This is a genomic window from Pedobacter sp. B4-66 (genome assembly GCF_018492665.1).
In the GTDB taxonomy this organism is placed as follows: Bacteria; Bacteroidota; Bacteroidia; order Sphingobacteriales; family Sphingobacteriaceae; genus Pedobacter.
In genome coordinates this window covers 20,584-41,865 of the sequence record NZ_JAFVME010000014.1, presented here as the reverse complement: position 1 = coordinate 41,865, position 21,282 = coordinate 20,584, and the positions used below count along the sequence as shown (strand labels likewise).

Sequence of the window (21,282 nt, the reverse complement as noted above, 5' to 3'; positions counted from 1 at the left end):
ATGAAATTTAACATGAAACACATGGCAGCCTGTTTGATGGTTGCCGCTACACTTTCTTCCTGTGTAGTTGGGAAAAAATATGAAAAGCCGGTGACGGGTCTTCCAGAGCAGTACCGCATGCCGGTTATGCTTACAGGTGATACCACGCTGCTGGAGTGGAAGGTGTTTTTTAAAGATCCTTTACTAGTGAATTTAATCGATTCGGCACTTCAACGAAATAATGAGATTGGTGCCGCTGCATTAGCATTGGAACAGCTGGATCTTTCTTTGAAGCAAGCAAAATTATCCCTTTTACCGACACTGAATGCAGTATCATCAGCAAATAGGAACTACCTTTCAAAAAACTCATTGAATGGTTCTCTTGCGGGGCAGGTTACAGGCGGTAACTTTCTAGACGATTACAGCGCCAGTTTGTCGCTGTCTTGGGAAGCGGATATCTGGGGCAAGGCAGCAATGCGGCAAGGAGGAGCAAGGGCAGAATACTTGGGGCAAATAGAAAATGTCCGCGCCTTGAAAACAAGAATTATTGCGCAAGTGGCAGAGGCCTATTACAATCTGATTAGCCTTGATGAGCAACTGAAGATTGCTGATCAAAATGTATCTTTAAGCGATAGTACGTTGAATATGGTGAACCTACAGTTCTCTGTTGGTCAAATCAATTCTTTGGCCGTTGAGCAGGTAAAAGCGCAGAAAAATACCGCTGAACTTTTAGTGCCGTTAATGAAACAAAACATCGAGATTCAGGAAAACTCGCTAAGTATTTTATGCGGAAGATATCCTGATGCGGTACAACGTGCAGGTCAATTGCAATTACCTGCTTCGAGCATTTTTGTGGCAGGAGTTCCGACACAACTGCTGAGCAGAAGACCTGATGTTAAAGCAGCAGAATTCGCGTTGATGTCTGCTTATGCAAAAACAGGCTTGGCTAAGGCTGCCATGTATCCATCGTTTAGTATTACCGCGCAGTCGGGAGCAAATTCATTTAAGGCAAGTTCATGGTTCAATCTGCCAGCTTCCCTTTTTCATAATTTAGGTGCAAATCTGACTCAACCTATTTTTCAAAGAAAAGAGTTGAGTACCAATTACAAAGTGATTCGGCTGGAACAGGAAAAATCAGTTATTCAATATAAGCAAACTGTTCTTAATGCGGTAGCTGAAGTTTCGAATACCCTGAGCCAGTCACAGCATACGGATGAAAGGTTGGAGATCATTTCGAGGAAAACGGCATCACTGAATAAAGCAAGAACTGATGCGTTAATGCTTTATAAAAGTGGTATGGCAACTTATCTGGAGGTGATTACGGCCCAGAATAATTCCTTGCAAAATGACCTGGAGGCTGTTACTGTTAAACGGGATAAGCTTACAGCTTTAACAGATTTGTACAGGGCATTGGGTGGCGGATTGAAATAATATAATCCGCATGAAAAAATATGCCATTGTCGTGCCTGCTGTTGACTGGAAGCACGGTTACTTTTTTATCATATTCAATACGATAGGCTTGCTTGATAGTGTTGTAGATTGGTCACTAGATTTGGATGAAGCTGATAACATTTATCTCGTTCATGTCAATGAAAGATCATGTAATAAAGTAAAAGATGAAATACCAGTAGTCCAACCAGGGATAGTGGTTTAGATAAGGTGAATTGCTTGTTATTGAGATCGTTGTTTTTCATAAAGTGAATATACAAAAAAAAATAATTATTAATTCAAATAGGCTTTTGAGCCGATTATTTTATTTAATCGGCTCAAAACTTATGATTGGCAATATGAACAATGGCCTCATTTTACCTACTTGACAGAGAAACTTCAACCTATTTCAATTGCATTTGCTAAAGAGTTAGGGAGTGTCAATGACTTACTGACAGGTTTAAACAAATTCCACCACCTTATGAAATCATTTTTGCCAGGTTTCCAAGTTGTTTTAGTTTGAATTTGAGGTCGTCGGACCAAGGCAAGCCTATGCATAGTCTCATGCAGTTTTCAAACTGGTTTTGTAGGGTAAACATCCGTCCCGGCGAAATACTAATATTCTTTTTAATGGCCAGGTCATATAATTTTATAGTATCAATATCTTTGTTAAATTCTACCCAAAGTGCAAGCCCTCCTTGTGGCCTACTTACTTTTGTATCCACAGGGAAATACTCAGGAATGGTATGGATATAGTTCTGATAATTGCTTTTTAAAGCACTACGAAGATGGTGAAGATGATTTTCATATCTGCCAGTTTTTAGGAAGTTACCAACCGCTTCTTGAATGATAGAAGCTGAAGATATAGAATGAACAAACTTTAATTTAAGTAGCTTTTCCTTGTGTTTACCAGGGGCAATCCAGCCAACACGATAACCTGGAGCTAGTGTTTTAGATACAGAACTGCACCATAAAACATTACCTTCCTTGTCGAAAGATTTGCAACATTTTGGTCGCTGAGAACCAAAATAAAGATCGCCATATATATCATCCTCAATAAGTGGAACGCCATGTTTCGCTAAAAGCTCGACAACTTCTTTTTTATGCTCGTCTGGCATACAGCTGCCTAAAGGAGTGTTAAAATTAGGAACCAATAAGCAAAGATTAATTTTGGGGATAACCTTTTTTAGGGCATCTATTTCTATTCCTGTAATTGGATGTGTTGGTAATTCCAGTACCTTAAGACCTAAACTTATTGCAAGCTGTAAAATCCCTGAATAACAAGGACTTTCTACTGCGACAGTATCACCGGGTTTCCCCAAAGCCATAAGGCAAAATGATAAGGCATTCATGCCGCCACTGGTGGTAATCAGGTCATTTTCATTCAAATTTCCACCCCAGGTTAATGAGCGTACAGCAATCATTCTTCTCAATTTAACATTGCCTTGAAGCGGCTCATATTCTGTACCTCCTTCCTTTAATTCCCGTGTAGCATGTAAAATTTCCTTTTTTAGTTTTGCTAACGGTAATAAATTGCCAGATGGAACACCGATTGAGAACAGTGTAAGATCATCTCTGCCCATGTTAGCATAAACCTTAGTAATTAATTCATTTGGTTCTTTATCATTAGCGATGAGGGAAGGACGGCTGATATCAGGAAGAGACAATTTTTGCTGAAGTAATTTACTGACAAAATAGCCTGATTGCGGTTTTGATTCAATTAAGGATTGCGCTTCTAGCTCGAGGAATATACGTTTTGCTGTATTCATACTAACGCCATGTTCGCGACAGAGCATCCTTACAGAGGGAAGTTTCTCCCCAGCCTTTAAAATTCCATTTCTGATCTGGAAAGCAATTCCATTTGCTATTTCGCTATATAAATAAACCTTAGCCATTTTTTGAAACTATTAACTGTGTCCATTCAAAATTACAAAACTGAGACTGTAGTTGTTCTGTGTTCCATGGTAATTTTGAACAGAAATTTTTAGATAGATGACAGAAGTAATAAATAAAGAGAAATCTTCAAGCGGTTGGGTTAATGGTATTATTGGCGTAATTGTATTTAGTGGATCATTGCCAGCAACAAGAGTAGCCGTTTTGGATTTTGATCCGGTATTTCTAACAGTCGCGCGTGCAACTATTGCAGGGGTACTTGCGCTCTGTGCTCTGTTGATCTTTAAAGAAAAGCGGCCTACACAGAAGCAGATCTTACCTTTATTTATTGTAGCATTAGGAGTGGTGGTTGGTTACCCTCTTCTATCCGCATTGGCTCTACAGCATGTTACTTCTGCACATTCTATTGTTTTTTTGGGGATGTTGCCACTTGCCACTGCCATCTTTGGAATAATGCGTGGGGGAGAACGTCCTCCTGCAATATTTTGGCTTTTTTCAATTGTGGGTAGTCTTTTGGTTGTAGGATATTCAATTACACAAGGTTTTGCTGCTTCTCCTATTGGAGATGTTCTGATGCTAGCGGCCATTATTTTATGTGGACTTGGATATGCTGAGGGAGCTAAACTCTCCAAGACACTTGGGGGTTGGCAGGTAATCTCCTGGGCTTTGGTACTGTCCTTGCCAGTAATGGTTCCCCTAACATTCTTTTTGCGCCCAGAATCATTTGCTGGTGTTAGTATAGCCGCGTGGTTTAGCCTAGCCTATGTTGCTTTGTTTAGTATGTTTATTGGCTTTATGTTCTGGTACCGGGGCTTGGCTCAGGGAGGTATTGCAACCGTAGGGCAGTTGCAACTATTACAACCATTTTTTGGTTTAGCATTGGCAGCTACTTTGCTTCATGAGCAAGTAAGCCTGGGCATGTTAGGGGTAACTGTCGGCGTGATTCTATGTGTCGCCGGAACCAAGAAATTTGCCAAATAATAAATAGATTTAGGAATAAAACCTGTCTTATGTTTATACCTAGTATGTTCAAATTTGAGAGTGAAGTTGAAAAAATTGCTTTTATGAAGCAATATAGTTTTGCAACAATAATTACTACCAATAATAATGTTCCTTTAGCCACACAATTACCTTTTGTTATAGCTGAAAGGGAGGAGAAGTTGATTTTAAGTGGTCATTTTGCATTAGCTAATGAGCAGTCTAAATACATAGAGGAAAATACTTCATTGGTTATATTTACCGAGCCCCACGCTTATATTTCACCTTTGCATTATGATAAGCGAGAAAGTGTACCTACCTGGGATTACATTGCAGTACATGCTTATGGAAAAGCAAAAATTATTATAAATGAAGATTTGAAGCTTAAAGCATTAGAAGAAATGATTATGGTTTATGAACAGGCTTATCTGGAACAATGGAATAGTCTTTCTGATAAGTTTAAAAGAGGAATGATAAAGGGAATTGTTGCTTTTGAATTAGAGGTCTCCGACTTGCAGGGACAGAAGAAATTAAGTCAGAACAAATCTGAAGTGGAACGCCAAAGGATTATACAGCAGCTAGAAAAAAGTGGAAGCTCGATAGAAAACGACTTAGCAAATTATATTAAGAAAACTATCTAAATCTCATTATATGAGCCACTTCTGTTTTTATGCTTTAAACATAAATGGGCAAGAACAGCACAAAAGCACATCATTAAAATCATTGGATATGCAGTACTGTTATAAAGTAAACTTAGTACCGATGTAATCAAAAATGCAGATAGATAGCTCAGTGCTCCGACTAATGCAGAGGCGGATCCGCTGAATGAAGGGATGGATCCGATATATAAAGAAGTAGTATTAGGGAGAATCAAGCCAAGCATAGACAAAAATATAAAAATCAAACCTAGTAAAACTGGGAAAGAGCCATTAAAGTATAATGTAATTATCAGCATTAAGCCTGTAACCAATTGGCAAGTGATGGCAAGTTTGGTGATTTTTTGAACCTCAAAATGCTTTAGTAATTTTGTGTTGAGTATTCCGGTAGAGATTATTCCTATGGCTAAGGCAGAAAATACAAAGCCGAATTGCTTTTTACTTAGCCCATAAATCTGTGTAAATATAAATGGCGAAGCTGTAATAAAAGAAAATGCCGCGCTGTTGCTAATGGCTCTCACCAAAGCATAATTAATAAATGCTGGATGTTTTAGACAATAGGAGTAGCTGTTTAATATGCCCGAAACATTTAGTCTTTTGTTATCTGATGCAGCTTTTCCTGCAGGTAAAACGGTTAAACATCCAACTAGCCCTAATCCTGAAACAACTGCCATAATTAGAAATAAATACTTCCAGGTAGATTCTTCGGCTAACATGCCTCCGGCTATCGGTGATAATATTGGAGAAATGCCCATTATTATCTGCAAAATAGTGAAAACGTGAGCTGCATTTTTATCCTTATAGATGTCGCTAACCAACGCTCGGCAAATTACCTGACAGGCACTTCCCGCAAGTCCCTGAATAAATCTCAGCGCTAAAAACAGAGAGAAGGAATTAGTTAGTATGCAGCAAATGCTGCAAAGAACATAGACTGTTAAGCCGATTCTTAAAGGTGTTTTTCTTCCCCATACATCCGATAAAGGGCCAATAAGTAATTGACCAAAAGACATTCCGAAAAGAAATAACGTTACTGTACTCTCAACACGAACAATCGGCACTTTGAAATAATTGGCCATTATGCCAAATGCGGGTAAATAGATGTCAATGGAGATGGAGCCTATTGCTGTTAAAATGCCTAAAGTTAAAGTTATCAATAAGGGCTTCGCATTGATTTTCATCTGTGTATTGAGTAACTGATTTTATGATTGGTAAAACTAATTTTATTATTGGCTCCTTTGCAAATTTTACTAGTAAATAAAAAAGCTTTTATTAGGATTAAAGCTAAAATATCAGGTCAGTGCAGGATGCAAGTTCAAATGAATATGCCTATTTTTAAAATTCAAGATAACCAGATACGACACATCAGCTATGAACAAATTCAGACTATTAATAGCAGTCCAGATATTTTCTATTCTTACCATTCAAAATACTAAGGCCTTTCAACAACAACCATCAAAGATTGATCGTAAGGCTTTAGTTACCAGGCATAACATTACTATAACTGATAGAAATTTAAAAGGGCCAAGTCAGGTGGGGAATGGTGAGTTTGCTTATGGTTTTGATATTACAGGTATGCAAACCTTTACTCAGGCTGGTAATACTATGTCTAACTGGGGTTGGCATGAGTTTCCCTTACCCACTTCAGAAACACCTGCTGATTTTAAAGGACAGGAATGGGAAGCGCAAGGGCGAATGATCAGGTACGATATTCAAAACAAAGAACAAGAAAAGCTTTCTGATTGGATGAGGGGCAATCCGCAACGTATCAATCTCGGTAGACTCGGCCTCATATTAAAGAAGAAAGATGGTACCAAGGCCGTGTTAAACGATCTGCAAAATCCGGTTCAAAAAGTAGATCTCTGGACGGGAATAGCCACCAGTACATTCGAACTTGAAGGGCGAAAAATAAAAGTAACTACAGTTGGCCATCCTACACAAGATGCCATAGCTATCAAAATTGAAGCAGATAATCTGAATGATGGTCTGATTAGTGCGTTTCTGGAATTTCCCTATGCTTCAATGGGTGAATTTGGAAATGGTGCAGACTGGAACAGTTTAGATAAACATACTACAGAAGCTGTATTTTCTAATGGACGGACAGACTTCCATAGAAAACTAGATGATGCGGAATATGATGTAAGGTTGCAGTGGAAAAATGGTGGAACGATAAAAGAAACCAAAAAACATAGATATGAGCTTCAGTTTGCAGGTAAGGATCAAGCAGAAATCAGCCTTTCTTTTTCTAAAAAACCTATAAAATCTAACTTGCCAACTTTCCAGCAGACCAATAATGAGAGCATTAAGAAATGGGAAAAGTTCTGGAAAAGTGGCGGAGCAATAGATTTGTCTGAAAGTAAAGATCCAAGATGGAAAGAACTGGAAAGACGTATAGTGCTCTCGCAATATGTTATGGCTGTCAATGAGGCAGGATCTTTACCCCCACAAGAAAGTGGATTGGTTAACAATGGTTGGTATGGTAAATATCACTATGAAATGATGTGGTGGCATGGTACACATTATGCCCTTTGGGACAGGTGGCCATTACTTGATCCAAGTTTAAAAGCATATGGAGATCATTTGGAATCATCTGCTGCAAGGGCGAAAAAACAAGGGTATGAAGGTGCCAGATGGCCGAAAACCATTGGTGACCATGCCCGTTGGGAATGGCCTTTGGAAATCACAGCTTTATTGATTTGGCAACAACCGCACCCAATATTTTTCGCGGAACTGGATTACAGGGCTCATCCAAATGAGAAAACACTCAATAAATGGAAGGATGTGGTATTGCAATCTGCTGATTTTATGGCTTCGTATGCACATTATAGCAAGGAGCAAAATCGATATATCTTGGGCTACCCCCTACAGGTGGTTTCCGAAAATGCAGATCCTCGCACTACAATCAATCCTACGTATGAGCTTAGTTATTGGCGTACAGGTTTAAAAATTGCTCAGGAATGGCGCAAGAGATTGAAAATGCCCACAAGTCCGAAATACACAGACGTATTGGACAAATTATCACCACTTCCAGTAAAGGATGGACTTTATGTTTCCTGGGAAAATATCGATGACATGTGGAAGAACTACACCTTTGAACACCCTGCTTTGATTGGTGCATATGGCATGTTGCCAGGTGATGGAGTTGATGTGCCTACGATGGAAAGAACATTAAAAAAGGTAGGTGAGACCTGGAAATTTAGCCATACCTGGGGATGGGACTTCCCTATGCTAGCCATGTGTGCCGCAAAACTAGGCCAAGGCGATAAAGCATTAGATTATTTGCTCAACTACCCCGGTTTTCGTTTAGAAGAACATGGTTTGGTTGACGGAGGCGGACCGTTTCCTTATTTTCCAGGTAATGGCGGTTTGCTTTACGCAGTGGCCATGATGGCTGCTGGGTGGGATGGTGCACCTGCCGGCAGTGCTCCCGGCTTTCCTAAAGATGGCTCATGGGTAGTAAAATGGGAAGGGTTAAAGAAAGCGTTATAACTATTACTTAGTTCTCCCATTTGCCCAAATATCTCTAATCGTATCTTCGTCGCCATGGCCATTAGGTACCGCTGCACTACGGTTATTGGCATCGTACCATTTCTTATCTGTAAGTCTTGTCGTTTGTCTGCTTCCTGGCATTTCAAGAAACCCATTAGGATCAGCCTTTGCAAGCCAATTATAGGCATAGTGTAACCAATCACGACGGTACTTGTCATTTTGTTTTGCAAACCAACTGATCTCATCATAGCCCCAAACATAGATATCTCCAACAGGTTTGCCTGGGGATTTGCTTGCGCCAAAGTTGTCAAGTTCAACTAAGTAAGGTAGGTGCTCACATGTCCAGCCACTTGGAGTTATTCCCCCTTTGCTGCGGCTAAAAAGAGCATCTGAATGTCCAACTTTAAGGATTGCCTCTTCAGGTTTTTCCGGTGTTTCCAGAATTCTTAAGGGAAAGGAGTGAAAGTCCATCAATAATTTACCTTCACGTAAAAAACCACCGCTTGGAACGTGTGAATCACATATTAACATATTTCTTCTCGCATGCTTAGCCGCGTATCCTCTAATTAGGTCCAATACCTGTGCATAATGATCAAGGTTTTGGTCATTTTTATTCATTAGCTCAACCTGACCAAAGTGTATGCCCTCAATGCCCGCATCAATGTATGAAGCAGCAAGAAAATAGAATAAAAGTTTAGTCTCAGGTCTGCTGATGTCGGGCACCCCAGAATTACCCCAATGCTTATTCATCCTTCCATCGGCATATAGAATGTCCGCATAGCGGAAGTTTCGTTTTTCTGCTGGAAGATTAAGCGCTTTAAAAGCCCATTCAGGTACAGGGACTTTTTCAATTTCAGGAGTTACAATCTCAAAAATACATGCTTGTAGTATAATGTCCGGATCTATCTTGTGTACTCTCGCTGCAAATTGCTTTTCCTGTTCAAAGTTTTTTAGAAGATCAGCTTCACCTCCCCATTGGCAAACTGCACGACCGATAAACTTGGCGCCAATATTTTTAATCATCCTTAGGTTATCGTCAAAATTACCTTCTCCTGTAAGCATCCTTTGCATGGTTATAGACCGATCTAAATAATTTTCAAGTACTTTTCTGGAGATTTTACCCTTGAATTTGTAGTCAGTTTTTTCTGGAGAGATAGGTTTCGATGTTGTTATTGCGGCCTTGGTTGAAGTAGTCAGGCAAATAAAAGTCAGTACTATTAATGTAGCTCTTAGCATGTCTAATGGTTATGTGAAATATTTGGTCAACTAAATTTATGTTATTTTGTTTATTAAAACCGCTATCCAACTACCTCATTTTTTACTAAAGTTACCTCTGTTTGATGATGCTCATATTTATTATGATATTTTTCTCATTATAAATGCCTTTTTTAAAAATAAAAAGGCATTTTTGCAGCCGTAAAGCAGTGAAAATCATGTAAAGAATTTAGTGTATATGGAAGAGGAAGTTGTTGAAGAAATCGTAAGGCTATTGGAGCTTGAGGACGATGCTCAATTAAAGGTTTATTTAGATGATCTGAATATTTCGGACGTAGAACATCTAATAGACGAACTCCCCCAGTACGCGGTAAAATTTATTGAAACATTATCTGTTAAAAGAGCTGTAAACGTATTCCGAATTCTTGATTTTCCTACTCAGGAAAAGATCATTAAAAAACTTCCTGGCAATAAGTTAGCAGAACTAATCAATTTACTTCCACCGGATGATCGTACCTCACTTTTTAGCGAACTGAAAGGCGATGCCGTTAAAAAGCTGATTATACTTTTGCCAGCTAAGGATAGGATAGAGGCACTTTCACTCCTTGGTTATGAGGAAGATAGTGTGGGTAGGTTAATGACTCCAGACTATGTTGCTGTTAAAAAGGACTGGACTGTAACCCGTGTACTTTCGCATATCAGACGTTACGGTAAAAACTCCGAGACCATTGATGTAATCTATGTGATTGACAAGGATGGTATACTGTTAGATGACATCAGGATCAGGGAAATCTTACTTGCAGATCCCGAAGCTAAAATAGGAGATCTTACGGATAAACGATTAATTGCTTTAAAAGCAAGTGACCACCAGGAAGAAGCCATCAATATATTTAGGATGAACAACAGGGTTGCATTGCCTGTTGTTGATGATAATAACGTATTGTTAGGTATTGTAACTGTTGATGATATCCTATGGATTGCAAACGAAGAATATACTGAAGATATACATAAAATTGGGGGTACCCAGGCCTTGGATGAACCTTATTTAGACATGCCTATTCTTGGTTTGTTTAAAAGAAGGATTGGCTGGCTGGTTGTACTTTTTCTTGGAGAGATGCTTACCGCCACGGCTATGGCGCATTTTGAAGCTGATATTGCTAAAGCAGTTATTTTGGCAATGTTTGTTCCTTTAATTATTTCCAGTGGAGGTAATAGTGGTTCTCAGGCATCTACACTAATTATCCAGGCTATGGCTCTTGGCGAAATCACCATTGGTGATTGGTGGAGAGTTATGCGTAGAGAGATCATTTCTGGCTTAATGTTAGGGCTTGTGTTGGGTTCAATAGGTTTCTTAAGGATTTTTGTATGGACCTTCTTTACTGATATGTATGGTCCGCACTGGATGCTTATAGGTATAACTGTTGGGGTAGCATTAGTAGGAGTTGTACTATGGGGCTCGCTTGCCGGATCAATGCTTCCTTTATTGCTTAAAAAGCTCGGAGCTGACCCTGCAACATCATCTGCTCCGTTTGTTGCAACGTTAGTGGATGTAACGGGCTTAATCATCTATTTTTCGGTAGCAGTGTTGTTCCTTACGGGAGTACTATTGTAATTTTTGTCCATCATCCTGAGGCTCGAGCGTTAGAAAAAATACAAAAAAGTGGTAATGATAGTTTTCGTTGTCAATTTTTTATAGATTTTTTTTGGGTGCAAAGGATGGGTCGGCCTTTCTACTGATATTGTTCGGTACTTGTTCGACGCTCGTCGAACGAGGTACGAACGAAGTCCCTTTAAAAGTAGTGCAAGAGACGACTATATTATGAGTCGTAGGCAGAGCCCCTTTAGGACTCAATACTTAGTTAATTAGAATTTAAGCATGTCCAAATTCCAATTTAATTTTCCAAATCCTTGGAGTACAGTTGGTTTTAAAAATTAAATATATGAAAAAAAGCTTACTATTTCTAGTAAGCTTTTTTAAAATTTTAAACTCTTAAATTTTAAACGTCTTAAACGTTAAAACGGAAGTGCATAATATCTCCGTCTTCAACAACGTAAGTTTTTCCTTCAACACTTAGTTTTCCGGCATCTTTACATGCATTCTCAGAACCTAGAGTTACGAAGTCGTTATATTTAATTACCTCAGCACGGATAAATCCTTTTTCAAAATCTGTGTGAATTACACCGGCAGCTTGAGGTGCAGTGAATCCTTTTGTAATGGTCCAGGCTCTTACTTCTTGTACACCAGCCGTAAAGTAAGTGTACAGATCTAATAATCTGTAAGCAGCACGAATTAGTTTATTTACACCCGACTCAGTTAAGCCTAAATCAGCAAGGAATTCCTGACGTTCTTCATAGCTTTCAAGCTCAGCAATTTCAGATTCAATTTTAGCAGAGATAACCAATACCTCAGCATTTTCATCTTTTACTGCTTCTTTAACACGCTCAACGTAAGCATTACCATCTATAACTGAATTTTCATCAACGTTACAAACGTACATTACCGGTTTTTGAGTAAGTAAGCCTAAATCCTGAATAAATTCAAAATCTTCGGCTGCAACTGCTGCCGAACGAACAGATTTCCCACTCTCAACATGAGTTTTTATAACACTTAGGATATCGAAAGTTCTTTTGGCTTCTTTATCAGTTTTAGCCATTTTTTCAACCTTCTGAATACGTTTTACAACAGTATCCAAATCCTTAAGTTGTAATTCAGTATCAATAATTTCTTTATCACGGATAGGGTCTACTGATCCGTCAACGTGAATCACATTTCCATCATCAAAACAACGTAAAACGTGAATGATCGCGTTTGTTGCCCTAATGTTACCTAGAAATTGATTACCAAGACCTTCTCCTTTTGAAGCTCCTTTAACCAAGCCGGCGATGTCTACAATTTCAATTGTATTCGGTACAATTCGGTTAGGGTTTACGAGTTCTGCAAGTTTAGTTAACCTATCATCCGGAACGGTAATAACACCAATATTTGGTTCGATAGTACAGAAAGGGAAGTTCGCAGCCTGAGCTTTTGCGTTAGATAAACAGTTAAATAAAGTAGATTTTCCAACATTTGGTAAACCAACTATACCACATTGTAATGCCATGTATGTTTTTTTCTTGATTTGGCGCAAAGGTATCAATTTTTTAAAAATATTCTTTATGTTTAGGCAAGCTAAAAGCCTTTAAAAAAACAATACAATTAAACATGGAAGATTTTGAGAAAGAAAATCCTGAGGAAACAACACAAAATGAACCTCAAGAAGTAGAAGAAGTTTTATTGACTGTAACAGAAGATATTCGGAGTTACATATATGAAACAGCCAGGTGGACCAAATTCCTATCTATTGTAGGGTTTGTATTAACCGGAATTATGATTCTGGTTTCCTTTAGTGCAGGAGCATTAATAAGTACTATGAACGACCGTGTGGGGGTTGCAAACAATCCTTGGGCTGCACTGGGAGGAGGTTTCCTTACAGTCGTATTTCTATTATCTGCTTTGCTTTATTTTTACCCGAGTTTGTTATTATTTAAATATGCTAATTCGGCAAAACAGGCAGTATTGTTTGGAGATCAGCCTGCACTAAGCGCAGCAATGGGCAAAATGAAATCGTTCTTTAAATTTTGGGGAATCATTACAATTACCGTATTAGGCCTTTACATTATCTCTTTCCTTCTGGGAGTTGTAGCGTATTTAGGGGCAGGTAATGTAGCCTCTTAATCTAAGCACAAAACATATTTTACAAGGTTCCGTTAGCATATATCGGAACCCTGTTTTCTATAGTATGTTTAAAACTTCTGATTTCCTTTTTTAATAAACTCTCAAAGTAGGGATTTAATAATCTGGCTAAACCTAGGCCAACCCCTCCAATAGGAGGATGATAAGATAAAACTACCTTTAAAATTGTACCTGTTTTATCGGCTGTTTCGGTAAATTTAACCCGGCCTACATGACTTATCAATGAACTTGGAGAAGAACGCCATCCAATTAAACGATTCGGTTCATCCTTAATAATCTCTGCATCCCAGTCTATCGAAAATAAACTCCCCATTACATTGGTTTTCCAATGCGACAGGTTTTCATCAATCACCTCCACATTTAGCAAGTGTTTAATACTTCCCGGAAGGTTATTTAAATCACGCCAGTAAGCGTACACTTCATTGGCAGGTCTATCTATTTCAAATTCGCCCCTAATATTTATTGCTCTCGGTTTATTGCTATCAATGCCAAGTTTTTCATAAAAGAAGCATCTGCCTGTAAACCCTCTGTAAGCCATGTAAGCCCCATATAAAAACTGGGCTTTAAGTGGGCGTTTTATACCTCTGGTCATTAAAATACCACTTAACAGTACAGAGACCATACGCTCTGTAAGGCCTATGTTTTCGTAATGATGCTTTTCAATGGAGAATTTTCCCGACCTAAGTTTCAAATTAGTTTTATGTGTTTTCATTAGATGGCTCATTTTATTGGCTATAGTTACAGAATAACAGTTCGGTAATAGATAAGTTTTAATATTTGCTGAAATCGTTTATTTTTATGACAAAATCATAGAATTTTTAACAGCACTTTAATCGCAATTTTAAAGTTCTTATCTAACCATACACAATGAAACTATTAAAAACCTATTCCGCTGCGGCTTTATGTTCATTATTGTTTACTGCAAACAGTTATGGGCAATCAAGCGTAGCAGCACCTAAACCTTATGGTGCGGTTCCTAACAAAAATCAGTATGCGTGGCAACAAATGGAATATTATATGTTTATCCATTTTGGCCCAAATACATTTACTGATAAAGAGTGGGGGCATGGCGATGAAGATCCAAAGGTATTTAATCCTAAAAAACTAGATGCTCGCCAGTGGGCACGTACAGCAAAAAATGCAGGTATGAAAGCAATCATAATTACGGCTAAACACCATGATGGTTTCTGCCTGTGGCCAAGTAAATTCAGTAAACATACTGTTAGAGAAAGCGCTTGGAAAGACGGCAAGGGAGATGTGTTAAAAGAACTATCTGCAGCCTGTAAAGAGTATGGTTTAAAATTCGGAGTTTACTTATCTCCATGGGATCGTAATCACCCTGAATATGGTACTCCTAAATACAACGATGTATTTGCCAATACACTTAATGAAGTACTGAGCAATTACGGAAGTGTTTTTGAACAATGGTTTGATGGGGCAAATGGCGGTGAGAAAAAGCAAGCTTACGATTGGCCTAAGTTTTATAATGTAGTTCGTAAAAACCAACCTCAGGCAGTAATATTTAGTGATATCGGTCCGGATATTCGTTGGATGGGTAATGAAAGAGGTGTTGCAGGAGAAACCAATTGGTCTACCTTAAATACTGATGGCTTTGGAGTAGGAGCAGAGGCTCCGGAAGGTAAAGTTCTTAATACAGGAAATGAGAATGGTAAATACTGGATTCCTGCAGAGGTTGATGTGTCTATCAGACCAGGTTGGTTTTATAGTGCCAATACCGATAATCAGGTTAAAACACTTGATCAGTTAGAATCTATTTACAATACTTCGGTTGGGCGTAACAGTAACCTGTTGTTAAATGTGCCGGTAAATCGGGATGGTTTAATCCACCCAACGGATTCTACCAGGTTAATGGAATTCAAAAAATATCTTGATGTAGCTTACAAGACTGACCTTGCAAAAGGTAAAAAAGTAACAGTAAGTAACATCAGAGGAAAAGACAAGAAGTTTACTGCGCAAAACTTAACCGACGGAAACAACGAGAGCTATTGGACTACTGATGATCAGGTTAAAAATGCAGTGATTACTATCGATTTGGGTAAAGAGACTGAATTAAACCGTATTGTACTTCAGGAGTATATTAAACTAGGGCAAAGAGTTAAATCTTTCTCTGTAGAATATCTGGAAGGATCTGAATTTAAATCTTTAGATACTCAAACTACCATCGGTCATAAAAGAATTCTAGTATTCCCAACTGTAAAGACCAGCAAGATCAGGGTAAACATTTTAGAATCAAATGCCTGCCCGGTACTTTCAAGCGTACAACTTTACAAAGCACCGGACTTATAGGCATTAGTTCTGGGGTACAGATGGTAAACTTAAATGCTTAACCTTTTTTTTGTATGCCCAATAGACAACTATTGGGTATACAAATAGGTTAAACAAAGTATTGGTTATTAAACCTCCAATAACCACAATTGCTAAAGGTTTAGAAGCTTCTGAACCTATTCCTGTTGATAATGCAGCTGGCATTAAACCAATTGCAGCCATTAGCGCCGTCATAATTACCGGACGCATTCTGCTGGCAACACCATCTCTCAGTGCCTCAGCAAAAGTCCAATCAGGACGATGTTTTAACTCAGCCATGTTGCTTTTAAATCGGGTAATCAGAATTACACCATTCTGTACGCATATTCCAAACAGAGCAATAAACCCAATCCCTGCCGAAATATTAAAGTTTATTCCAGTAGCCAGGAGGGCAAGTATACCACCAATCATGGCAAACGGTACATTGTTTAATACCAATAATGAATCTTTGATGTTTCCGAACAGTACAAACAGGATGAAAAATATAAGTAGCAAACTGATTGGTACTGCTTCCGACAAACGACTGGTAGCTCTTTGTTGGTTTTCGAAATCACCTGCCCATTCCAGTTTATATTCTTTAGGAAGTTTAATTTGAGCCTTTACTTCTGCTTGTGCTTCGGCAATAACACTACCCATATCTCTACCTCTTATCGAAAATTTAATAGCTCCATAACGTTCGTGTTTATCACGGTAAATGATACTAGGGCCTGTAATTTTACGGATAGTAGAAATCTCACTCAATGGAACTTTAGCGCCAGAAATAGTAGGGATGCGTAAGGCTCCAATTGAAGCTTCATCTTTTCTGAAGTCTTCGGGATAGCGGATTCGAAGATCAAACTTTCGCTCTCCTTCATAAATCTGGGTGGCTGCTTTGCCGCCAATGGCCATTTCTATAATAGAGTTCGCATCCTCAGTTCTAACTCCGTACAGAGCCATTTTGCTTTGATCCAGGTTGATCTGCAATTCAGGCTGACCTAAATTTCTAAGAATCCCTAAATCTTCAATTCCGTTAACTGTTTTTAGGATGTTATATATTTGTTGTTCATGCTTTTCGATAAAGGTATAGTCGTTACCAAACATTTTAATAACAATAGACCCCTTTACGCCAGATACCGCTTCTTCTACGTTATCAGAAATAGGCTGAGAAAAGTTTAAACTAATACCCGGATAGCCCTTCAGTTTTTCCTGCATACGCTCTACCAGTTGCTCTTTGGTTTGCTTGCGTTTCCATTCGGATTTTGGATATATGTCGACCAGGAATTCCATATTGTAAAATCCGGTAGCATCGGTGCCGTCATTTGGTCTGCCGGTTTGCGAAATCACCTGTTTTACCTCCTCAAAGCTTAAAAATATCTTCCGCATTTCGTTTGAAAGCTTTTTGGTTTCATTCAACGAAACGCTTAACGGGGCGCTTGCTCTTACATATATCGATCCCTCATCCAGAGTAGGTAAAAACTCTGTACCTAAAAATTTAAAGCTAAACAGTCCCACCACAAGTATGACCATGGCTATACCGAATACAAGTTTTCTGGCTTTAAAACATGCTGTATAAACTCGCATCACGACTTTTGTGAGGAACTCTAAAAATATATTGTGTTTCTCTTTAACGTTCTTTCTCAGCAATACACTGGCCATTGCGGGCACAAGTGTAAAGGTTAATAATAGCGCCCCTAACAATGCAAAACTGAGTGTCCATGCCAATGGCGAGAACATTTTACCCTCTACCTTTTCGAAAGTGAAGATTGGCATTAAGCCGGTAATGATAATCAGCTTGGCAAAGAAAATACCCTTTCCATTTTCCAGACAAGCTCTTTTAATGATACCCAATTTACTCATCCGGTTAAATTTCTCCGTCCCGTTTTTATGGGAGTTGTAATCGAGGGCCACAAAAATCCCTTCAACCATTACTACCGCACCATCTATGATGATCCCGAAATCTATGGCTCCCATAGAAAGTAAATTCGCCGACATTCCCTTTAGTTTTAAACAAATAAAGGCAAAGAGGAGTGCCAGTGGGATAATTACCGAAACAATCAGTGTGGTTCTCCAGTCGGCCATAAATAAGAACACAATCAGAGTGACAAAAATGATCCCTTCAAGCATGTTGTGCATTACCGTATGAGTGGCAAAGTTTACCAAATCCTCACGGTCATAAAACGGACTTATCTTTACATCACCCGGTAGAATGTTTTCATTTACATCCTTAATTTTCTCTTTAAGGTCGTGTATTACCTCGCTTGGGTTTTCGCCTTTACGCATAACAACTATGCCCTCGACAACGTCGGGGTCATGATCTCTGCCAACCTGCCCTAACCTTGGTAAGGCCGATTCTGTAACCTCAGCAATGGTTTTAACGTATACTGGTGTACCATTAAAATTATCAATAATTATGTTCTTGATTTCATCGATGTTGTTTAAAACACCAATTCCGCGAACTACATAAGCTTGTCCACTTTGCTCAATAACATCACCACCGACATTAATGTTGCTCTTAGAAACGGCATCAAAAAGCTCGGTTGCTGTAACGCCATACTGTAAAGATTTCTGAGGATCAACGGTGATCTGGTAGGTTTTAACTTCTCCACCAAAGCTTACCACATCGGCTATGCCGGGTACAGAAAGCAGCTCACGCTGTACCACCCAATCCTGCAAGGTTTTTAGTTCCCGAACAGATTTCTTATCACTCTTAAGTGTATAGCGGAAAATCTCCCCTGTAGGACCATATGGTGGCTGTACTTCTGGTTTTGCACCAGAAGGGAGGTCGGCCTCATCCAAATGGTTGTTGATTTGCACCCTGGCAAACTGATAGTCAACATTGTCTTCAAACGTGACTTTAACTATCGATAATCCAAAAAGAGAAGAAGAACGGATACTTGTTCTTTTCTCAGTAGGGTTCATCGCAATTTCGAGTGGTCGGGTAACAAACTTTTCAACCTCTTCGGCACTACGACCGGGCCATTGTGTTATAATGGTTACGTTGGTGTTAGTTACATCCGGAAAAGCCTCAATAGTAGTGTGCTTGAAACTTAGATATCCCGCCAGCACTAAAATAAAGGTGGCAAAAAATACGAAGTATTTATTTTTAAGGGAAAAGTTTATGATCGACTTAATGAATTGATTCATTACTGTAAGTTAAGTGGTTATTGAGGTTTCAAACTGTCGTACAGAAATAGTTGTTTAGAGGCAACAACCCGGTCGCCGGCATTAAGGCCCTTGCTGATGTAAGCTTTGTCTTCAAACTTTCTACCTATTTCTATTTCCTGAATGCGTACTTTCTTTACAGGATCAAGTACCAGTACGTAGTATTTATTGTTGTCAAAAATGAGACAATCTGTACTTACCACCGGCAAAGTTGCACCATTTCGGGTGGCAATTTGTACAGTTGCCATCATTCCCGGTTTCAATAAATAACCGGGGTTATCAATCACTACGCGTGCATTCATTACCTTACTGTCATTGTCTAATATGTTGTATATCTTACTTATTTTACCTTTAAATGCCTTGTCTGGATAAGATAGAATTGAAATGTTAACCTCATCGCCCTCTTTAATTTTGGAGATGTCTGATTCGTAAATATTAACCAATGCCCATACGTCAGAAAGGTCGGCTATGGTAAATAAGTTTGCATTATTGTCTGGTCTAACCTGCATATTGCTGGTTACGTTTTTATCGATAATGAAACCAGATATTGGTGCCTTTAATGCATAAGTGCCATTTTTATTGCCTCCATTTAATGATAAAATAGATTTGCTTCTTTTGTCTTCGGCCTGTTTAACCAGCAAATCATTTTTCGCCTGATCAAGGTCCCTTTCCGAAGCCAATCCGCTTTTAAACATATCCTCAGTAAGTTTTACGCTGCGTTGGGCATTTCTTAACTCTGCCGAAGAGCTGATGGCTTCTTTATCAAAGCCTGCCATTTCAGCACTGGTCATGGTGGCTAGTAGTTGTCCTTTACTTACACGATCGCCAAGTTTGGCCGGAACATTTTGCACCAAACCACTTACCATAGGGTAAACTTTAGACATCCGTTCTTCGTTGGCCGTAATCTTTGCCGAGAAATTAAGGTCGGCCTGGTTATTAGCACCCTGTACCGTATCTATTTCCAGTCTTTTCAATAAAGAGTCTGTAACTACAAAATTATCCTCCTTAGGAGCCTCTTTTGACTGCTCCGAGCAGCTCGGTAAAAGTATAACAGCGGCAGAGAAAACAGTGATCGCGCCGATTGTTTTAATGATTTTTTGCATGTGTGCGTTATTTAAAAATGGTTGATCCGGTAACAAAATTGATTTCTTCCTTGGCGTTCATCCGCTCATATCTTAATGTGTTCATCTGAAGTGTATTCGCTTTGTAAGAATCATAGAAATCCATAAACTCTAGTAAGCTGATGTTTCTGTTTTTAAAGTTTTTAATTACTTCAACAATCAGTTTGTCAAAATCAGAATTGAAATTGCTGTCGAAACCCCGGTATAGTTTTTCTGTTCTTAGTGCCGAAGCATAACTGTTGTATACCTCATTTTCTAGAATGGTTTCTTGCTGACTTAGATTAGAACGCCCCTCGTCAATTGCAATTTTCGCCTTCTTTATTTCTCCCTGATTTCTGTTAAACAAAGGGATTGGAAGTTTTATGCCGATACCGGTATACTTGTCAGGATAACCACCTCTGCGGTCATAAGTAAGAGACAACTCTACATCAGGTACAGCATTGGCCTTTTGTAATCTTAGGTTGTTTTCCGCATATGCGATTCCTGTTTTAGCCAGCTGAAGATCTGCACGATAGGTTATTGCTGTATCAAGTAGGTTGCTATACGCTTTTTTATCCGGCTGATAATTGTTTTCTTCATCTGCTGAAACAACTAGTTCAAGATTTGCATCAGGCGTGATGTTTGTCATCAGTTTAATCTGAGTTTGCAGGTCTTCAATATCATTAAGCAGACTGTTGTATTCGCCTTGCAGACTGTATAAAAGAGATTTAATCCTTATGATATCCTTCATGGCAACATTTCCCATCTTTAATTGTTGCTCATTAGCGCTCAATAGAAGTTTTAAGGAATTAATCTGTTCCTTATACACCTTGGCAGATTGCTGATCATAATAAGCCTTGTAAAAAGTAGAGCTGAGGGTATAGCGTAAGGTGCGCATCAAATCGAAATATTCATATTCAGCTAGTTTAACTCCTGTGGTAGCCAGCTTAATATTTTTATTACGCTTACCGGCAAGCTTAATCATTTGAGATAGAGCACCCTGATATTGCCCCGTAGTACTATTCGTTTGGAGGAATTTCTTCGTGTCTTTGTTGTATAGAATATTCTCGTAACTGATTTCAGGATTGTCAAATAAGCGAGCGGTTATCACATCGGCTCTTGCCTGATCTGTTTGGTATTGCTTGGCTATTAGCTGGTAGTTGTTCTTTACAAAAAGACTTTCGGCATCTTGCAAGCTTAACTTAATCGAATCTGTTGCTTGTGCAGAAGCTGCGGTCGCAGAAAATAAGAGCAGTAAACAGCTTAAAAAGGTATTGAATCTAAAAGGTATCATGACCATTTGTATAATGTTTGGTCAAACCTACTTTAGATGAATTAAACTGAAATT

At 38.8% G+C, this 21,282-nt stretch carries 16 protein-coding genes; 8 read left to right on the top strand and 8 right to left on the bottom strand.

Going from position 1 to position 21,282, the window contains the following annotated elements; genetic code table 11:
• A complete protein-coding gene (locus J1905_RS20440; protein ID WP_214229082.1) occupies positions 1 to 1,410 on the top strand; it encodes an efflux transporter outer membrane subunit in 1,410 nt (469 codons plus the stop codon).
• 10 nt (positions 1,411 to 1,420) lie between these two features.
• A complete protein-coding gene (locus J1905_RS20435; RefSeq protein WP_214229081.1) occupies positions 1,421 to 1,633 on the top strand; it encodes a hypothetical protein in 213 nt (70 codons plus the stop codon).
• Positions 1,634 to 1,886: 253 nt separating this feature from the next.
• Here the strand turns inward: J1905_RS20435 and J1905_RS20430 are convergent, their stop codons facing one another.
• Positions 1,887 to 3,302, bottom strand: coding sequence for an aminotransferase-like domain-containing protein (locus J1905_RS20430; RefSeq protein ID WP_214229080.1), 1,416 nt, complete (start codon positions 3,300 to 3,302; stop codon positions 1,887 to 1,889).
• A gap of 97 nt (positions 3,303 to 3,399) precedes the next feature.
• On the opposite strand from J1905_RS20430, the gene J1905_RS20425 reads away from it, so the two are divergent.
• Positions 3,400 to 4,281 (top strand): DMT family transporter, encoded by an 882-nt coding sequence (locus J1905_RS20425; protein WP_214229079.1) that lies wholly within the window; start codon positions 3,400 to 3,402, stop codon positions 4,279 to 4,281.
• Complete coding sequence (locus J1905_RS20420) at positions 4,248 to 4,919, top strand: FMN-binding negative transcriptional regulator (RefSeq protein ID WP_350027992.1); 672 nt, start codon at positions 4,248 to 4,250, stop codon at positions 4,917 to 4,919. Before J1905_RS20425 ends, J1905_RS20420 begins: the two co-directional genes overlap by 34 nt.
• Here the strand turns inward: J1905_RS20420 and J1905_RS20415 are convergent.
• Positions 4,916 to 6,112 (bottom strand): multidrug effflux MFS transporter, encoded by a 1,197-nt coding sequence (locus tag J1905_RS20415; RefSeq protein ID WP_214229077.1) that lies wholly within the window; start codon positions 6,110 to 6,112, stop codon positions 4,916 to 4,918. The genes J1905_RS20420 and J1905_RS20415 overlap by 4 nt on opposite strands.
• A gap of 190 nt (positions 6,113 to 6,302) precedes the next feature.
• Here J1905_RS20415 and J1905_RS20410 point away from each other — a divergent pair, with 190 nt between their 5' ends.
• Positions 6,303 to 8,420: a hypothetical protein gene (locus tag J1905_RS20410; protein ID WP_214229076.1), complete on the top strand. Its 2,118-nt coding sequence runs from the start codon at positions 6,303 to 6,305 to the stop codon at positions 8,418 to 8,420.
• A gap of 3 nt (positions 8,421 to 8,423) precedes the next feature.
• Here J1905_RS20410 and J1905_RS20405 read toward each other — a convergent pair whose 3' ends face one another.
• Entirely contained in the window at positions 8,424 to 9,656 is a 1,233-nt protein-coding gene (locus tag J1905_RS20405) for a hypothetical protein (RefSeq protein WP_214229075.1), read from the bottom strand.
• Between the two features lie 217 nt (positions 9,657 to 9,873).
• On the opposite strand from J1905_RS20405, the gene mgtE reads away from it, so the two are divergent.
• Complete coding sequence (gene mgtE, locus J1905_RS20400; protein ID WP_214229074.1) at positions 9,874 to 11,247, top strand: magnesium transporter; 1,374 nt, start codon at positions 9,874 to 9,876, stop codon at positions 11,245 to 11,247.
• A 394-nt stretch (positions 11,248 to 11,641) separates the two neighbouring features.
• On the opposite strand, the gene ychF is transcribed toward mgtE, so the two are convergent.
• On the bottom strand, positions 11,642 to 12,736 hold the full coding sequence (ychF, locus tag J1905_RS20395; RefSeq protein ID WP_214229073.1) for a redox-regulated ATPase YchF: 1,095 nt from the start codon (positions 12,734 to 12,736) through the stop codon (positions 11,642 to 11,644).
• Between the two features lie 101 nt (positions 12,737 to 12,837).
• Here ychF and J1905_RS20390 point away from each other — a divergent pair, with 101 nt between their 5' ends.
• Positions 12,838 to 13,350: a DUF5362 family protein gene (locus J1905_RS20390; protein WP_214229072.1), complete on the top strand. Its 513-nt coding sequence runs from the start codon at positions 12,838 to 12,840 to the stop codon at positions 13,348 to 13,350.
• 19 nt (positions 13,351 to 13,369) lie between these two features.
• Here J1905_RS20390 and J1905_RS20385 read toward each other — a convergent pair whose 3' ends face one another.
• The gene (locus J1905_RS20385) at positions 13,370 to 14,080 is read right to left on the bottom strand and encodes an SRPBCC family protein (protein WP_214229071.1); all 711 of its coding nucleotides are present in this window, start codon (positions 14,078 to 14,080) and stop codon (positions 13,370 to 13,372) included.
• A gap of 155 nt (positions 14,081 to 14,235) precedes the next feature.
• On the opposite strand from J1905_RS20385, the gene J1905_RS20380 reads away from it, so the two are divergent.
• A complete protein-coding gene (locus J1905_RS20380) occupies positions 14,236 to 15,675 on the top strand; it encodes an alpha-L-fucosidase (RefSeq protein ID WP_214229070.1) in 1,440 nt (479 codons plus the stop codon).
• A 3-nt stretch (positions 15,676 to 15,678) separates the two neighbouring features.
• Here J1905_RS20380 and J1905_RS20375 read toward each other — a convergent pair whose 3' ends face one another.
• Genes J1905_RS20375 through J1905_RS20365 form a run of 3 tightly spaced genes read right to left on the bottom strand, consistent with a single transcriptional unit; the run spans position 15,679 to position 21,228 of the window.
• Positions 15,679 to 18,816, bottom strand: coding sequence for an efflux RND transporter permease subunit (locus J1905_RS20375; protein ID WP_214229069.1), 3,138 nt, complete (start codon positions 18,814 to 18,816; stop codon positions 15,679 to 15,681).
• A gap of 17 nt (positions 18,817 to 18,833) precedes the next feature.
• Complete coding sequence (locus J1905_RS20370) at positions 18,834 to 19,937, bottom strand: efflux RND transporter periplasmic adaptor subunit (RefSeq protein WP_214229068.1); 1,104 nt, start codon at positions 19,935 to 19,937, stop codon at positions 18,834 to 18,836.
• Positions 19,938 to 19,944: 7 nt separating this feature from the next.
• Positions 19,945 to 21,228 carry a TolC family protein gene (locus J1905_RS20365; protein WP_250318157.1) on the bottom strand — a complete coding sequence of 428 codons (1,284 nt, stop codon included), beginning with the start codon at positions 21,226 to 21,228 and terminating at the stop codon, positions 19,945 to 19,947.
• Positions 21,229 to 21,282: the final 54 nt, after the last annotated feature.

Excerpts from the sequence above, each read along its gene's own strand:
- J1905_RS20440 (WP_214229082.1), top strand. The coding sequence starts at position 1 with ATGAAATTTAACATGAAACACATGGCAGCCTGTTTGATGGTTGCCGCT.
- J1905_RS20435 (WP_214229081.1), top strand. The coding sequence starts at position 1,421 with ATGAAAAAATATGCCATTGTCGTGCCTGCTGTTGACTGGAAGCACGGT.
- J1905_RS20430 (WP_214229080.1), bottom strand. The coding sequence starts at position 3,302 with ATGGCTAAGGTTTATTTATATAGCGAAATAGCAAATGGAATTGCTTTC.
- J1905_RS20425 (WP_214229079.1), top strand. The coding sequence starts at position 3,400 with ATGACAGAAGTAATAAATAAAGAGAAATCTTCAAGCGGTTGGGTTAAT.
- J1905_RS20420 (WP_350027992.1), top strand. The coding sequence starts at position 4,248 with ATGTGTCGCCGGAACCAAGAAATTTGCCAAATAATAAATAGATTTAGG.
- J1905_RS20415 (WP_214229077.1), bottom strand. The coding sequence starts at position 6,112 with ATGAAAATCAATGCGAAGCCCTTATTGATAACTTTAACTTTAGGCATT.
- J1905_RS20410 (WP_214229076.1), top strand. The coding sequence starts at position 6,303 with ATGAACAAATTCAGACTATTAATAGCAGTCCAGATATTTTCTATTCTT.
- J1905_RS20405 (WP_214229075.1), bottom strand. The coding sequence starts at position 9,656 with ATGCTAAGAGCTACATTAATAGTACTGACTTTTATTTGCCTGACTACT.
- mgtE (WP_214229074.1), top strand. The coding sequence starts at position 9,874 with ATGGAAGAGGAAGTTGTTGAAGAAATCGTAAGGCTATTGGAGCTTGAG.
- ychF (WP_214229073.1), bottom strand. The coding sequence starts at position 12,736 with ATGGCATTACAATGTGGTATAGTTGGTTTACCAAATGTTGGAAAATCT.
- J1905_RS20390 (WP_214229072.1), top strand. The coding sequence starts at position 12,838 with ATGGAAGATTTTGAGAAAGAAAATCCTGAGGAAACAACACAAAATGAA.
- J1905_RS20385 (WP_214229071.1), bottom strand. The coding sequence starts at position 14,080 with ATGAAAACACATAAAACTAATTTGAAACTTAGGTCGGGAAAATTCTCC.
- J1905_RS20380 (WP_214229070.1), top strand. The coding sequence starts at position 14,236 with ATGAAACTATTAAAAACCTATTCCGCTGCGGCTTTATGTTCATTATTG.
- J1905_RS20375 (WP_214229069.1), bottom strand. The coding sequence starts at position 18,816 with ATGAATCAATTCATTAAGTCGATCATAAACTTTTCCCTTAAAAATAAA.
- J1905_RS20370 (WP_214229068.1), bottom strand. The coding sequence starts at position 19,937 with ATGCAAAAAATCATTAAAACAATCGGCGCGATCACTGTTTTCTCTGCC.
- J1905_RS20365 (WP_250318157.1), bottom strand. The coding sequence starts at position 21,228 with ATGATACCTTTTAGATTCAATACCTTTTTAAGCTGTTTACTGCTCTTA.